The sequence below is a fragment of the Tardiphaga sp. 172_B4_N1_3 genome (assembly GCF_052076035.1).
Lineage (GTDB): Bacteria > Pseudomonadota > Alphaproteobacteria > Rhizobiales > Xanthobacteraceae > Tardiphaga > Tardiphaga robiniae.
This window is the reverse complement of sequence record NZ_CP197238.1, coordinates 2,614,633-2,627,737: the sequence shown is the minus strand read 5'-3', so window position 1 is coordinate 2,627,737 and position 13,105 is coordinate 2,614,633. Positions and strand designations below refer to the sequence as shown.

Genomic DNA, 13,105 nt, shown 5'->3' with positions numbered 1-13,105 from the left:
GTGTTTCGATCGCATCAAACGAAATTGTGGAGCGACGCTATTCTTTCGGAACGATGCTCGGCGCCGAGATCATCTCAAGATGGTCCGGCCGATCCCGATTGACGACCGTCAGATAGTCATCCGCGACGGCACGCAGGCGGGCGCTGAGTTCGTTGGCCACGCCGGCCTTCTCGATGGTGTTGTGCTCGCGCACGATGGCCTGGATCGCATCGATATGGTGCTGGATCAGATCCGGCGGCACCGCATCGAGATCGGGGGCGTGTTCGAGAATCCGGCACAGGCTTTCGGCGGCGACGCCAGCGGCAGGAAAGCCGAAGGTCGAGGCGTCGCCCTTGATGTCGTGAGCGGCGCGAAACAGCTCACCGCGGGTGTGCGTATCGAAGCCCTTCTTCAGGATCGCGGCATGTGCTGCGGCAAGGCGGTCGCATTCGCTGCGCATCCAGGTCTTGAACTCGCCGGAGAGATTGGCCAGCGCCTGTTCGGCGCGCGCCACGGGATCGTCGAGCTCGCGATCGATGACACGGCGGATCGCGTGCTTCAGCGTGTTCGGCGGCGTGATGACCTGGTGATCGGCGAAAGCCTGCACCTTCGGCGGCGCCGGCGCTTTGTTCTTGGCCATGGTCGTTTCTCCGAACATTGCGCTAGCCAGTGACACGGGCTTTATCCAGCAGCGACGGCTGCTGCAGAACCTCGGCTTCGCCGCCGTTGCGGCGTTCCGGTCCGATATAGGCGACGGTGGTGTTGCGGCGGCGATCCGGCCCGAAATAGTTCTTCGTCTTGATGAAGGGGCGGGGATGCGCGACCACGCTCATGATGCGCAGATAGAGGCCCTTGGCCGAAATCGGCTTGGCCAGAAATTCGGTGACGCCGGCATCGCGCGCCATGGTGATGCGACGCTTCTCGGAGTGGCCGGTCAGCATGATGATCGGCGCGTAGGGATTGCCCTTGGAATCCGGCTGCCGGATCATCTGTGCCAGTTCCAGCCCGTCGAAAATCGGCATCGCCCAGTCGGCGATCACGATGTCGGGGACGTAATGGCTGTACATTTCCAGCGCCGTGGCGCCGTCCTCGGCTTCATAGACTTCGCGGGCGCCGAACGAATGCAGCAGCGTGCGCAGGATGCGCCGCATGTGCGGATTGTCGTCGCAGACCAGAAAACGCAGCTTGTTGAAGTCGATACGGAACATGATGCGGCTCGAACCGGGCTGGGACCGTTACCCGACGTTAACCATACCGCGTTGCGTCTTAACGAATGGTTGAGGCACTGCAGGAGCCCAGTCCGCTATGGGGACGTCCCAAGTCGACGCGATATTCCAAGAATCGCGTCCGCGGTCTCTGCGGGGCGGAGCATGGGATGCAAATGCGTGCCATTTAGCCTCGTAACTGGCCAGGCGCGTCGCTGAGCTTCTGCGGCTGCATGATCGTAAATTGTTGAAGTCTGGATGAAGCCGGCAGGCACATGATCCCAGCGCGGGAGTTCGATCGTGTCATCGAACCAATCGACGTGCATTTTGGGAAGTTCACTTTCGAATTGCGCGAAGGCTACGGGATCTCTGGCCAAGATATCAATGCCAACCAGAGATGCGCGACGGGCATCCCCAAAAAACCATTGTGACCAAATCGGAAGCGTCCCGTCGGCACCGGCGAGGCTTTTCACGTGGTCGTGCAAGGCGGGTCTGATGGGTGAGGCTGCGCCATGCGATGGGGGCACATCGCCATCGACAATGATGACGCCACGCATGGGCAGCCTGGTCGCCAGATCGACAGCAAGATGACTTGCAGAACTATGTCCCACCACAATCAGTTGGTTGCTCGGCATGATATGATCGAGAAGACTTTGGGTCCATGCGCTCCATGCAGGTGGCGAGGCATGGTAAGCCAATATGTCCGGTACTTGGACATGGCATCCTGCCCCCCGCAGATGTTCGGCCGTCGACTCCCAGCTTGATCCTCGGACCAAGGGGCCTGCCACAAGGACGAAATCGAACGGCATAAGTCCCTCGGCGGTATCAGTTGGATGAATTCTAGTATCCGAACTGTTCGCTCAGGATGCGTTCTTCCAGGCTGTGGCCGGGGTCGAACATCATGCGCATCGAGATCGACTTGTCGGAGATGATTTCGACCCGCCGGACGTCGCGGGCTTCCTCGTTGTCGGCGACGGCGGCCACCGGGCGCTTTTCGCCTTCCAGCACCTCGATTGCGACGATCGCCGTATTGGGAAGCAGCGCACCGCGCCAGCGCCGCGGGCGGAACGCGCTGATCGGCGTCAGGGCCAGCAGCGCGGCATTGATCGGCAGGATCGGACCCTGCGCCGACAGGTTATAGGCGGTCGAGCCGGCCGGCGTAGCCACGAGGATGCCATCGGCGGCAAGTTCGGCCATCCGTTCGCGTTCATCGATGAGGATGCGCAGGCGCGCCAGTTGATGCGTCTGGCGAAACAGCGAGACCTCGTTGATGGCGTGATGGATGTGCACGCCGCCATGGACGTCAGTGGCGCGCATCAGCAGCGGGTTGATCAACGTCTCGCGCGCCGCAGCGAGGCGCGCATGCAGATCAAGCGTCGAGAACTCGTTCATCAGGAAACCGACGGTGCCGCGATGCATGCCGTAGATCGGTTTGCCAGTGCGCATGAAGTCGTGCAGCGTCTTCAGCATCAATCCGTCGCCACCCAGCGCGACGATGATGTCGGCGGTCTCCGGATCGGCATTGCCATAGAGCTGCGTCAGCTGGTCGAGCGCTGCCTGCGCTTCACCGCTGGTACTGGCCACGAAGGCGATCCGGTCATAGCGCTTGGACGGGTTCATCAGGGGATCGCCGGCTCATGCTGCGTGATTGCGCGGGGTCGTCTAGCCGACCTCGCTGGGGCTTGTCGAGCGAAAGGATAGCAGGTCTTTGAGACGGCCGGGCTGCAGGGAGCGCCGCATCGTTAACGGGGCGAGCGGCGCCCGGTTGCTCCATATTTGCGGGTCAGCTCCTCCGCGACCGCCTTTTCGGGCCTTAATTTGCTGCCGGCGAGCCAAACCTCGGTCACTTTCCCGGTCTTGCTACGGACCCTCCGGACTGCTTCCCCATAACTGGAATAACCCGCGGCCGCGGCGATCGTGCCCTCGTCCTTGCCGGTCACCTCGATCTCGGCGACGTCCATGAAGGGATTGATCGCCTGAGGCGTGGCGACCAGCACCCGGTCTCCGATGGGCACCAGATCAAACGCGCTCCCTGAGGTCCACATGCGTCCCGTCCAGTCGCGGACGCGCTTCTGCGGCGCGCCGCGCTGGGCGAATGCACGCAGGATATGCATGGCGCCATCAACCCAGATGGGCGCCCAGCCGTCGGTGGCATTGGTGAAAACCGAGATCGTCAGCTCGCAGGCCGGGATTACGGCGGTGCGCGAGATATAGCCGTGAAATCCGCCATTGTGGCCGAACCAGTCCCAGCCGGCGGTGGTGCCGTTCATGGTGCCGAGGCCGTAATAGCTCTCGATAGTTGCGTGCGGATTGCGCCAGTGCCGCCGCGTCATCTCACGCCGGCCCGCCGCAGACAGCACGCTCTGCTTTGCATTGGGTGCAAGCTGCGCGAAGAAGCGCGCGATGTCGGCTGCGGTGCTGACGAAGCCCGCAGCAGGCGTGATGGCGTGGCACGGCGTGTCGCCGGGAATGACCAGACGGCGGTCGAGCGGAAGCCGCGGCGTATGACCTTGCGCGAGGGGCGCACCCTTTGTCAGCGGCATGTCGGGCTGGGTCTCGCGCAGGCCGACCGCATCAATGATCTCGCGCCTGATCCAGTCGCGATAGGGCTCGCCGGTGACAGCTTCGATGACGAGGCCGAGCAGGCCAAAGCCATGGTTGGAATATTTCAGCCGCGTGCCGGGCGCAATCGCGGGCGGTTGCTGCAGCTCGGACAATAGCTCCTTCTTGTCGAGATAGGGACGGCTGTCGATGAACTGCCCGGCATCGACGCCGTCGCGCGTGAGGCCGGCGCTATGCGACAGTAATTGTCCGATAGTCGTTGCAGCGACCTGCGGATGCAGGCCTTTCACATGGTCGCCAACGGGATCGTCGAGGCGCAATTTGCGTTGCTCGCGGAGCTTCATCAGTCCGGCAGATGTGAAGCTTTTCGAATGCGAGGCGATCCGGAAGCGATGCCGCGGCGTCAGCTTCTCGCCGGTCGCGAGGTCGGCGTGACCGAAGGCATATTCAGCGACGATCTTGCCGCGATGCGCGATGGCCACGAGGCAGCCGGGTTGCTGCGTCGTTGCCATCTGGAATGAGAGCCAGTCGTGGATGTAGTCGAGCGCGGGCTTCAGCCAGGGATCCATCAGAGGTCTCAATGTGAGGAGAGCGTCGCAGCCGCGAATATGAACAGGTCTCTCAGCTATAACAAAGCCGGCACAATCCGAAGGATTGCACCGGCTGACTGATCCGCGAATGGGATCAGTAGGTGGGACCGGAGCCGGGCGCCTTTTCAAGCGCAGCAGCGAGCGATTTATATTCGGCGGAGTCCTTGCCGCTCAGCGAAGCAATCTTGTTGAGATGATATTGCGCCTGATCGCGGTTGCCCTGTTCGACCTGCCACAATCCGTAATACTGCCAGGTGCGGACATGGTCGGGGTCGGCCTTCAGCGCGCGCTCGTACCAGATCTGCGAGACCTTGTAGTCGCCGAGCTTGCGATAGGAGTAGCCGATCAGGTTGGCGACATCGGCGCGGTCGTCCTGGCCGAGCGCCTTGAGCTGCGCGATGGCGGCCGCGTAGTCCTGCTTGTCATAGACCGTGGCATAGGCGGCGCGATAGTTGGCGAGGAACGCGGTATTCTCGGTGTTCGGATTCCTGGTCTCGGTTTTCTTCTTCTTGTCCTTGGTGCCCTTGGTGTCGGACGCCGGCGGTGCGGAAGGCGTATCGCCGCCCGCGGCATAGGCCGAGGTCATGAAGGGCGCGGCGGCAACGGCCACGGAAAACATTGCCAGTGTCGTCAGCCTGATCGCGAGGTGGGTCATGCAGCGCTCCTGTTTGCAACAGCAATAATCTGACACGGAAGTCTCAGGTTGTGAACACCGGACGTGGGTGTTCATTCCCGCTTGTGCCGACATGGGGAGCAGACTTGGGGCAGCAGACTTGGGGCAGCAGACTTGGGGCAGGACGCCTGACCCAGCCGATCATGACGAGGATGTCACCGAGATGAACGAAGTCTGTCCGGCGCCGTCAGAGTGGGTTCAGCGCCGCGTCGCTAGTCTCACTGCATTGATCGACAAGCCCGGCCAACCGACCGGTCAACTTCGTGATCGAGACCGACAGGAGACGACCATGTTGAAGATGTTTTCCGCAGCTGTGATTGCCGCTTCGATCCTCGCGGCGCCAGCGATGGCCGCCGGGCCGGGCCGCACCGTGACAACGCACAAGGTGGTGACGACCGAGCGCCATGTGCAGCCGGGTGCGCTGAATGCCAATGCGAAGATGATTCATCGTCATCACGACTATCGGCATCACCAGCGCCATGTGCGGCCGCATTTCCACTTCCACAAGAAGCTGGGCGTGAGCCACACGCACAAGCACACCGCTATCCAGACCACAGTCGTGCACAAACGCGGCTGAGGGGGCTCCGCGGTTGCGGCCTCATATTGCCCAGCCGCGATCGCGGAGTTTCAACGGCCGGCCTGCTGCGCCTATCCCCTGGGATGCATAACATCCCTGAGGTGCAGCAGGCCGGTTCGTTTGCGCGGGTCCGTCACCGAGATGCGAATTCCAATTCCCGGGCGAACCGTCTAGGACAGGCATGACGGGGACACGCCTGCGTAATTGAGACGGCACGACGGATGAGACGGCATTTGGGGATATCGGCGAAACAGGCAGTAGCGGTACTGCTGCCGCTTTGGCTTGCAGCATGCGGAGGAGGCGGCGCCGGTGGCATCAGCTTCACGGATGACCAGGGCGTTGCCGCGCAGCCATTTCCGACCAATTATCGCGTCGATCTGCTGGCGTTCTTCAAGACCTATCTGAACAATCCGGTCGGCGTTCGTGACGCCATGATGGCGGAGCCGGTGCAACGCACCGTCGGCGGACGGCTGCGCTATGTCAGTTGCGTGCGCTATACGGCGAAGGATTTCGATGGCCGATACACGGCGCCGCAGGAGCGGGCGGTATCCTATGTCGACAAGCGCCTCGATCGCATTGTCGAGAATGTCACTGAGGCCTGTGCCGGCGCCACCTACGCGCCGTTCCCCGAAATGGAAAAGATGACGCGGTAGCGCGTTGTTGGCAGATCTTTAGCTCTGCTGTCGGTGCTCGATGCGAGCACAATCAATGCCGGCATTGGTGCCCTCAACCGACCGCAACGTCGCCACGAGATTGCCGCAGCCCGACGTGGGTATCCGGACACTGAAAAACGCGATCAAGTTCGCGTGAGCGCTGAACCAAAAGCCATTTCGCACCGTCTGAAAATGAATAAATCCAAAAGTGTTGCTGCTTTGTCGCAGTCGGCAAACATCGATGTGGCAACGCCTGCCGTGAAGCAACCAAACTGCCGCCACGTTGTTTTTCGATGGTCATTACGCAACACAGGGGAACAACCATGAAGAAGCTTTTGCTCAGCGCGTCGGCCATCGTTGCCGTGGCCGCGATCTCGTCTTCAGCCTTCGCTGCCGACCTTCCGGCGCGGACCTATACCAAGGCCCCGGCCTATACGGCGCCGGCTTTGGTCTACAACTGGACCGGTTTCTACATCGGCGGCCATCTCGGCGGCGCCTTCGGTGACGGCAACAGCCTCGTCGGCGATAGCGGCCGGTTCATGGGCGGTGTGCAGGGCGGCTTCGACTATCAGTTCGCCACCAACTGGGTGGTCGGTGTCGAAGCCCAGTACAGCTGGCTGGCGAGCAGCAATACCAGCCTCGTCTTCCCGAATGGCACGACCATCACGGGCGGCGGTAACGATCAGCTCGGCTCGGTCACCGGTCGTCTCGGTTACACCTGGGGTCCGGCACTGCTCTACGCCAAGGGCGGTTACGCCTGGAAGGATAACAACAACCTGACCATCGCCGCCGTGGCTCCCGCGGTTGCTGTCATCGATGGCAATAAGAAGGACGGCTACACGGTCGGTGGCGGTCTCGAATACATGTTCTCGCCGAACTGGTCGGGCAAGGTCGAATATCAGTACTACAACTTCGGCAACACCACGATCACCTCGACGGCCATTCCCGGCGGCTCGACCAGCTTCAACAACGACGAGCACACCATCAAGGCCGGTCTGAACTATCGCTTCGGCTGGGGTGGCCCGGTGGTTGCCAAGTACTGAGCAAGTACGACATCGATTCGATCTTCGACGGAAAGGCCGGCATCACGCCGGCCTTTTTCTGTGTGGGGATTCGTCATTGTGCCGCTGCGCATCGCTGATCATCGCTTCAATGCGATCGTCATCCTCTCCACGTCATGGCCGGGCTTGACCCGGCCATCCACCTTGTCTTGTGCGACGGTGTGCGGGCCAAGCTGGATCCCCGGGTCAAGCCCGGGGATGACACCTGTGGTGCGGCGCCTTCATCGCGCCATCGTAGATTCAACTGTCAAACAGCCACTGCTCTAGACAACACGTGCTCTTCAGACATGCCTCATCGCCCCCATTGTTTGCGGCGCGGGGGGCGCCGTCGTCGCTTGCATTCCTGCCCCCTTGTGAGAGGGCGTGCGGAACGCCGGGTGCCCGTTGCACCCTTGGGCCTGATGCGAATGCGGTCTTCCGCAATCTAGAGTGCATCAGGACTTTCGGAGGCGCCGAGCAAGTGCCCGACGTTCCGCCTGCGGTGTTTTTTCGGTTGCCTGCACATCTGCCATGGCGAACGGTCCCATCACCAAAATTAATGTCCCAGGGCGGAGGGACAGGGTAGCCGCAAAGCACTTGGCCGAACGCGTTTCGAGTTGGTCGTCCGTCACACTGTCCAGGGGTTTGTCCATCCCAGGGTCGGCCGTCTCCTTGCCAGTGGCAGTGCTGGCGCAGATCCGTCCTGCCCGAAGACAGACGTCACCCCCAAACCGCGTGACGCCGCATCTCCGGCGTCCACCGCATCCAGCCCCGCGAACGTGACGATCGCGCTCGCCCCTCTCATCGGGGCAGGACGAAGGGGAATATAATCCATGTCGGGATATTGTCAACACTAGATAGGAAAAAATGTTTAGCGAGTCCCTGGCCACAAATTGTCATTCCGGGGCGCGGCCGGCACTTGCCGGACGCGAACCCGGAATCTCAGCGTGGGAGACTACGATCGCGCCAAACACAGCGGGATTCCGGGTTCGCGCTCTGCCGGCTTCGCCGGCGACGCGCGCCCCGGAATGACGAGCGCGGGGCAGTAGACAGTCGAGCTCTCCGCTGCCCCCGCACCAGGAATCGAAAGTAAACGAGTCCTGAATCCCGGGAAAAATAAGGTTCGAGACTCCCTTGCCAGAATCGCTTGATGGTTGTCGGGCGATGAGAATGATCGACAATATCCGCAGCGACGGGGTGCAGGTGGCACTCACGGTCGCCCTGATGGCCGCCTGTGCGGTCAATCTGCTGCTGCTTTACGCGTGGCTGTAAGCGCATGCGCCGGTTTGGCGCGCGCGGGAGTAGCCCTTGCCGGGCAACTCTGATATCTGACTGCGCGACGCGGGCAGGCGACTGGTCCGGACGTCCCATTTCGATCTCGGGGAATCAATTAACCCATTGATATTGTTGCCGGTTTAGCTCAGCGGTAGAGCAGCGGTTTTGTAAACCGAAGGTCGGGAGTTCAATCCTCTCAACCGGCACCACCATTTCAATAACTGGGCCAAAACGGTCTTTTCGCACTGGCTCGCCATCGGCGGGTTCAACCTATGAACGTTGTTCCAAGGTAGCCCGGACTTTTGCGATGACCTCCTGATAATCGGCCTCCCGCTTGTCCTGCATGTCCTGCTGCCGTGCCTTGAATGATGCCACGCGATTCCGGATGTCTTCCCGGAGATCGGTCAGCTTCATCGGCTGCGCAGGTTCCGGGACGATCTGCTTCGGATTTTCAGCAGCTTTCATCTCGGCGTCTACTGCAACGGTCAACTTCGCGGCCAGCTCGGGCTGGTTGCCCGAGACCTCTTTTACAAATGCCAATGTCTCCGCGATTAAACGATCGCGCTCTTCGACCCAACTCATGGCGTCATCATTTAGATTGAGCGACGTTAGTGCAAGCGCGTCAGCGGGTTAAGCCTAACGGGGGCAGTGCAAAATCCGGCTCCGTTGTCGTGTCAGCGCCAATGCGTCTCCAGGCGGCCTGCTGACGCCTTTGGGCGGCTGGCTGTGGGAGGTTCGCCGAAGGCGAACGGGCGTCAAATAAACAGACAGGCTGCGAACGAGGCCGTCAGGCCGAAGAGTAGGGCGCCTGCGCAGAGGGCGCGCTCCCAAACCTCGCGTGCGTGATGTCGCTCGAAGCACTGCCGGCTGAAATACTGGTGAGTGAAGTGGTCTTCCATCTCCGCCTCCCTGAACGGGGATAGAGAATCCTTCATGTGATTCGCCGTCAAGCGGCGTGTGTGTTAAACTGTTAAATAAGCCCCGCGGCGAGTTGAACCAATTTGCCGTTCGCGCGACCAAAGCGCGTCTCAATGAGTAAGGGGAATCGCATGACTTTTCGCGAATCCATCACCCGGCTTTTCGGCAGCACCTCAACGCCCGAATCTGAAGAGCGCGCCAGGCGACTGAACGCGTCCATGGATGAGTTCGTGCGGCTACTGCATACCAATGGCTACGACAGCAAAAGCCCCACCACCCCTAGAGAGGTGGCAGGACTTTCGGAACGTCCATCCTGCGCTCAGGACGCTCAGTCTTCCAACCAAGGATTGTGAGAGTCGTTCCTAGGTCACTGCCGGCGGTACCGCGATCGGCTTGCCCGTGTCCTCTTCGGTGCTGCACGGCTGAATAGTGTAGCCGTCCTCCAGCACCGTCTTGCCGTCCACAACATCAACGAGTCCGGCTTCGTCGGCATGTTGCCAGACGTCCTCCTCGGTCGGGAATTCCTGGCTGAGCTTCTGGTCGTCTTCGAATAGCGCGTAGGGCATGTGCCACCTCCGGCGCGGCAACGCGGCAGAGGTTGAGTAAGTTCGATCGCAGTGGCCAATCTGCCCACCCGTCAACCGGCCTGTGGAACCTCAATCAGAAGCAGGGATACGCCCGGCCGTCCTGGCCGCGATAGGCCGCGGCCGATTGCTTGCAGCGGGCGGCGAGGGGACCGTCGTAATAGGCGAAGGTGCCCGGCTGCAGACCCGGACCGTAATTGTGCCCGAACTGGATCCGGTAGGGCTGGCCGGGTGCGGCAAAGACGAAGGTTTCGGCGCTGTGATGATGTTTCCAGTGTCGCGCGAAAGCAGGGGTCGCGACCAGCGTCGACAGGATGATGGCTGCACTGAGAAACTTCATCGGGGCTCTCCGGACATGACGACTGCAGATGTCTGCGACAACGGCTGAAGGGATCAGACCACGTTGCCAAGGCAACGCGCAAGATGTGCGCGGCGCGGGCTTAACGCCTTTCGACCGGGATCAGATCGCCGTGCGAGCGCGTTGCGTTAACGAATCCACGCTGCGATCCCGCGCATTTGAACTTCGCCTGATGCTTGCGCGTTAGGCTTACCGGCAGTTTAGACCGCGCCCTTAACCCATCCTGCCAGGCGTTCGAATATCGTACCGCCGAGATGCAGGACATGGCCATGCGAACCCTCTCAGCACTGCTTTTTGTGATTGCGACCACGCTTCAGGCTGCAGCCGCCGATGGTTTCAACATCGTCGTGCCCGGTCGTCCCGGCGTGCCGATCATCATCAACGGCGTCGATGCGTCCTATCGCGTGATCGAAGGCGATTGGGGCTTGCAGCGCGGCATTCATATTCAACCGACAGTCTATGGCGGTCGTTACGTCGATCCGGTTCCGAATGTCGGCCACTACTATCCGAGCCTCGGCCACAAGCCCGGCTACGGGCGTCTGGAGATCGAGCCGCCGGCCAATCGCAAATTGCCGCAGCCGGCCGAGAGCTTCCACGAGCACTGGTCGGCGAAATCCGCGCCGATGGAGCGGCATAATGAAGTGCCGTTCAATCCACCTGAGGTCATCGTCGCACCGCCGGAATTCCGACGCTGACCGATCAATCACCAACACCAAAAAAAGACACCCGACAGGAGAGAGTATTCATGCGTAACGCGATTTCAAAATGGGTTGCGGCATTTGCCGTTGTCACCGCCACTGCCGGCGCAGCGCCTGCAATGGCCTGCGGCGGCGGCCTGTTCACCTCAAACGGCTGCTCGCCTTGCGGCCAGGCCTATGTCAGCCCCTGCGGCTATGGCGCCGGTTATGAGCGGCTGCCCGATCCGACGCCGGTGACGCGTCAGTATTATTACGCCAATCAGGGCCCGACCTTCAGCGGCCCGGGCATGTTCGCGCCGGTTCCGACCTATCAGGAGACTGCGATCGGCTGGCGCGGCTATGGCCAGGGTTACGGTCAAGGTTACGGTTACGGCTATCGTCGCGGCTATTATGGTGGCCCCTATGCCAATCCGGTGAACTACTCCTATGGTCCGGCGTATCGTTCGCCCGCGATCTACAGCTATCCGTCGCGCAGCCAGTATCGTGCGCGCCCGAGCTATCGTTACGGCTACAGCATGCAGCCGCGCACGCGTTACGGCACTACGCAGCGCAGCTACGTGTCGCGCACCGGTTATCATCAGGCGCATCGCTATGGCGCGCCGAAGGTGATGTATGCGCCGCGCGCCGCAGGACAGCAGCGTGGTTATCACCAGTCGCAGCAGCATCGCCGCGCGTACTGATCTGATCGAACGAAGAACGCCCGCTCGCAGCAATGCGGGCGGGCGTTTTCGTTTGGATAGAGGGATTCTTGTTTTGACGCGTTTTCTTGACGCGAACCGGGACCCACTTCGCTCGAAAACGCTCTAGCCCATCAGGCCGAGCTTGCTGGCGCCGACATAGAGCGCGAGCACGGCGGCGTTCGACACGTTGAGGCTCTTGATCTCACCGGGCATGTCGAGCCGCGCGACGACGCTGCAGGTCTCGCGCGTCAGCCGTCGCAATCCGCTGCCTTCGGCACCGAGCACCAGCGCCAGCGGTTGCTGCAGCGGGATCGCGCTGATGTTCTCGGTGCCTTCGCTGTCGAGACCGACGGTCATGAAGCCGAGGTCGTTCAATTCGTTCAGCGCCCGCGCCAGATTGGGCACCGTGATCATCGGCACCAGTTCCAGTGCGCCGGACGCGGATTTCGCCAGCACGCCGGTGGCCTCCGGGCTGTGCCGCGCCGTGGTGATGATCGCCTTGACCGCAAAGGCCGCGGCGGAACGCAGGATGGCGCCGACATTGTGCGGATCGGTGATCTGGTCGAGCACCAGTACGATGCCGTTCTGGGGCAGGGTGTCCAGATCCGGCGATTCCAGCGGCTCGACCTCGGCCAGCAGGCCCTGATGGACGGCATCAGGCCCCAGCCGGCGGTCGATCTCGTCCGGGCGGACCAGGATCGGCGTCACGCGGGTGTCGATCTTCTCCTCGGCGAGGCGCCGGGCGGCGTTTTCGGTCAGAATCAGCTTGCGAATGACCCGCTGCGGATTGGCCAGCGCCATGGTGACCGTATGCCAGCCATAGAGGATGGCCGGGCCGTCGCCGCCGGATTCCCGGCCCCGGCGGGGCGGGCGCCGTCCGTGATCGCGCGGTTTGTCCCGGTTTTGACCGCTTTGGCCGTCGCGTCCCTTGTCAGGTCCACGCTGGAATCGCTGTTTTCGTTCTCGATCGCTCATGGCTGGCTTGTCTCACGCATGCCGAATAATGGCAATTTGGGGCCCCGGAAAGAGGTCGGGAAGGGCGGATATTCCTGCCTGGGTCGGTTGACTTTGCCCCATGGCTTCCGTCATAAACGCGCCAACCGGGAGCCCGTTTACGGGCGCGCGTTTTAACGTCATCCATGGCCGTCCAGCCACTTATTCGGTGGGACTGCCGTGTTGGGCCAAGGTCTTGTTGGGCTTGGGTCCGATGGCGTCAGGCGGGGGAGTGTCCCGAGTGGCAAAGGGAGCTGACTGTAAATCAGCCGTCTTATGACTTCGAAGGTTCGAGTCCTTCTTCCCCCACCATTTTCAAA

The 13,105-nt window shown here is 61.6% G+C and carries 17 protein-coding genes and 2 tRNA genes; 8 read left to right on the top strand and 11 right to left on the bottom strand.

All coding sequences use genetic code 11. The features are described 5' to 3' along the window. Positions 1 to 37: 37 nt before the first annotated feature. The 6 genes from AB7783_RS12465 to AB7783_RS12440 form a co-directional block, all read right to left on the bottom strand. On the bottom strand, positions 38 to 619 hold the full coding sequence (locus AB7783_RS12465; protein WP_441277808.1) for an Hpt domain-containing protein: 582 nt from the start codon (positions 617 to 619) through the stop codon (positions 38 to 40). A gap of 22 nt (positions 620 to 641) precedes the next feature. Then, on the bottom strand, positions 642 to 1,187 hold the full coding sequence (locus AB7783_RS12460) for a response regulator (RefSeq protein ID WP_068731951.1): 546 nt from the start codon (positions 1,185 to 1,187) through the stop codon (positions 642 to 644). Between the two features lie 95 nt (positions 1,188 to 1,282). After that, positions 1,283 to 1,993, bottom strand: coding sequence for an alpha/beta hydrolase (locus tag AB7783_RS12455; protein ID WP_441277807.1), 711 nt, complete (start codon positions 1,991 to 1,993; stop codon positions 1,283 to 1,285). A 31-nt stretch (positions 1,994 to 2,024) separates the two neighbouring features. Then, positions 2,025 to 2,804, bottom strand: a complete 780-nt coding sequence (locus AB7783_RS12450; RefSeq protein WP_089264890.1) for an NAD kinase — start codon at positions 2,802 to 2,804, stop codon at positions 2,025 to 2,027. Positions 2,805 to 2,926: 122 nt separating this feature from the next. Further along, positions 2,927 to 4,315 carry a serine hydrolase domain-containing protein gene (locus tag AB7783_RS12445; RefSeq protein WP_441277806.1) on the bottom strand — a complete coding sequence of 463 codons (1,389 nt, stop codon included), beginning with the start codon at positions 4,313 to 4,315 and terminating at the stop codon, positions 2,927 to 2,929. A gap of 115 nt (positions 4,316 to 4,430) precedes the next feature. Further along, positions 4,431 to 4,991: a tetratricopeptide repeat protein gene (locus AB7783_RS12440; RefSeq protein ID WP_441277805.1), complete on the bottom strand. Its 561-nt coding sequence runs from the start codon at positions 4,989 to 4,991 to the stop codon at positions 4,431 to 4,433. Between the two features lie 307 nt (positions 4,992 to 5,298). Between AB7783_RS12440 and AB7783_RS12435 the strand changes: the two genes are divergently transcribed. Both AB7783_RS12435 and AB7783_RS12430 read left to right on the top strand, forming a co-directional pair. Beyond that, positions 5,299 to 5,586, top strand: a complete 288-nt coding sequence (locus AB7783_RS12435) for a His-rich protein BRANT (RefSeq protein WP_320444781.1) — start codon at positions 5,299 to 5,301, stop codon at positions 5,584 to 5,586. Positions 5,587 to 5,807: 221 nt separating this feature from the next. Then, positions 5,808 to 6,239 carry a hypothetical protein gene (locus AB7783_RS12430; protein ID WP_246297243.1) on the top strand — a complete coding sequence of 144 codons (432 nt, stop codon included), beginning with the start codon at positions 5,808 to 5,810 and terminating at the stop codon, positions 6,237 to 6,239. Between the two features lie 73 nt (positions 6,240 to 6,312). Here the strand turns inward: AB7783_RS12430 and AB7783_RS12425 are convergent, their stop codons facing one another. Next, complete coding sequence (locus tag AB7783_RS12425) at positions 6,313 to 6,540, bottom strand: hypothetical protein (protein WP_441277804.1); 228 nt, start codon at positions 6,538 to 6,540, stop codon at positions 6,313 to 6,315. A 22-nt stretch (positions 6,541 to 6,562) separates the two neighbouring features. On the opposite strand from AB7783_RS12425, the gene AB7783_RS12420 reads away from it, so the two are divergent. Together AB7783_RS12420 and AB7783_RS12415 are read left to right on the top strand one after the other, a co-directional pair. Continuing rightward, positions 6,563 to 7,282 carry an outer membrane protein gene (locus tag AB7783_RS12420; RefSeq protein WP_089264886.1) on the top strand — a complete coding sequence of 240 codons (720 nt, stop codon included), beginning with the start codon at positions 6,563 to 6,565 and terminating at the stop codon, positions 7,280 to 7,282. 1,406 nt (positions 7,283 to 8,688) lie between these two features. Continuing rightward, positions 8,689 to 8,763: transfer RNA gene (locus AB7783_RS12415), tRNA-Thr, on the top strand. Between the two features lie 61 nt (positions 8,764 to 8,824). Here the strand turns inward: AB7783_RS12415 and AB7783_RS12410 are convergent. After that, entirely contained in the window at positions 8,825 to 9,136 is a 312-nt protein-coding gene (locus AB7783_RS12410) for a hypothetical protein (protein WP_439058943.1), read from the bottom strand. 467 nt (positions 9,137 to 9,603) lie between these two features. Between AB7783_RS12410 and AB7783_RS12405 the strand changes: the two genes are divergently transcribed. Further along, positions 9,604 to 9,825, top strand: coding sequence for a hypothetical protein (locus AB7783_RS12405; RefSeq protein WP_147421754.1), 222 nt, complete (start codon positions 9,604 to 9,606; stop codon positions 9,823 to 9,825). A 9-nt stretch (positions 9,826 to 9,834) separates the two neighbouring features. On the opposite strand, the gene AB7783_RS12400 is transcribed toward AB7783_RS12405, so the two are convergent. Then, positions 9,835 to 10,038, bottom strand: a complete 204-nt coding sequence (locus AB7783_RS12400) for a hypothetical protein (RefSeq protein WP_089264883.1) — start codon at positions 10,036 to 10,038, stop codon at positions 9,835 to 9,837. Between the two features lie 94 nt (positions 10,039 to 10,132). Continuing rightward, entirely contained in the window at positions 10,133 to 10,396 is a 264-nt protein-coding gene (locus AB7783_RS12395; RefSeq protein ID WP_093762074.1) for a hypothetical protein, read from the bottom strand. A 287-nt stretch (positions 10,397 to 10,683) separates the two neighbouring features. On the opposite strand from AB7783_RS12395, the gene AB7783_RS12390 reads away from it, so the two are divergent. Both AB7783_RS12390 and AB7783_RS12385 read left to right on the top strand, forming a co-directional pair. Further along, positions 10,684 to 11,109, top strand: coding sequence for a hypothetical protein (locus AB7783_RS12390; RefSeq protein WP_441277803.1), 426 nt, complete (start codon positions 10,684 to 10,686; stop codon positions 11,107 to 11,109). Between the two features lie 50 nt (positions 11,110 to 11,159). Beyond that, positions 11,160 to 11,792: a hypothetical protein gene (locus tag AB7783_RS12385; protein ID WP_441277802.1), complete on the top strand. Its 633-nt coding sequence runs from the start codon at positions 11,160 to 11,162 to the stop codon at positions 11,790 to 11,792. Positions 11,793 to 11,915: 123 nt separating this feature from the next. On the opposite strand, the gene rlmB is transcribed toward AB7783_RS12385, so the two are convergent. Next, positions 11,916 to 12,767: a 23S rRNA (guanosine(2251)-2'-O)-methyltransferase RlmB gene (gene rlmB, locus AB7783_RS12380; protein ID WP_441277801.1), complete on the bottom strand. Its 852-nt coding sequence runs from the start codon at positions 12,765 to 12,767 to the stop codon at positions 11,916 to 11,918. Between the two features lie 244 nt (positions 12,768 to 13,011). Here rlmB and AB7783_RS12375 point away from each other — a divergent pair. Further along, a tRNA-Tyr gene (locus AB7783_RS12375) sits at positions 13,012 to 13,097 on the top strand. Positions 13,098 to 13,105: the final 8 nt, after the last annotated feature.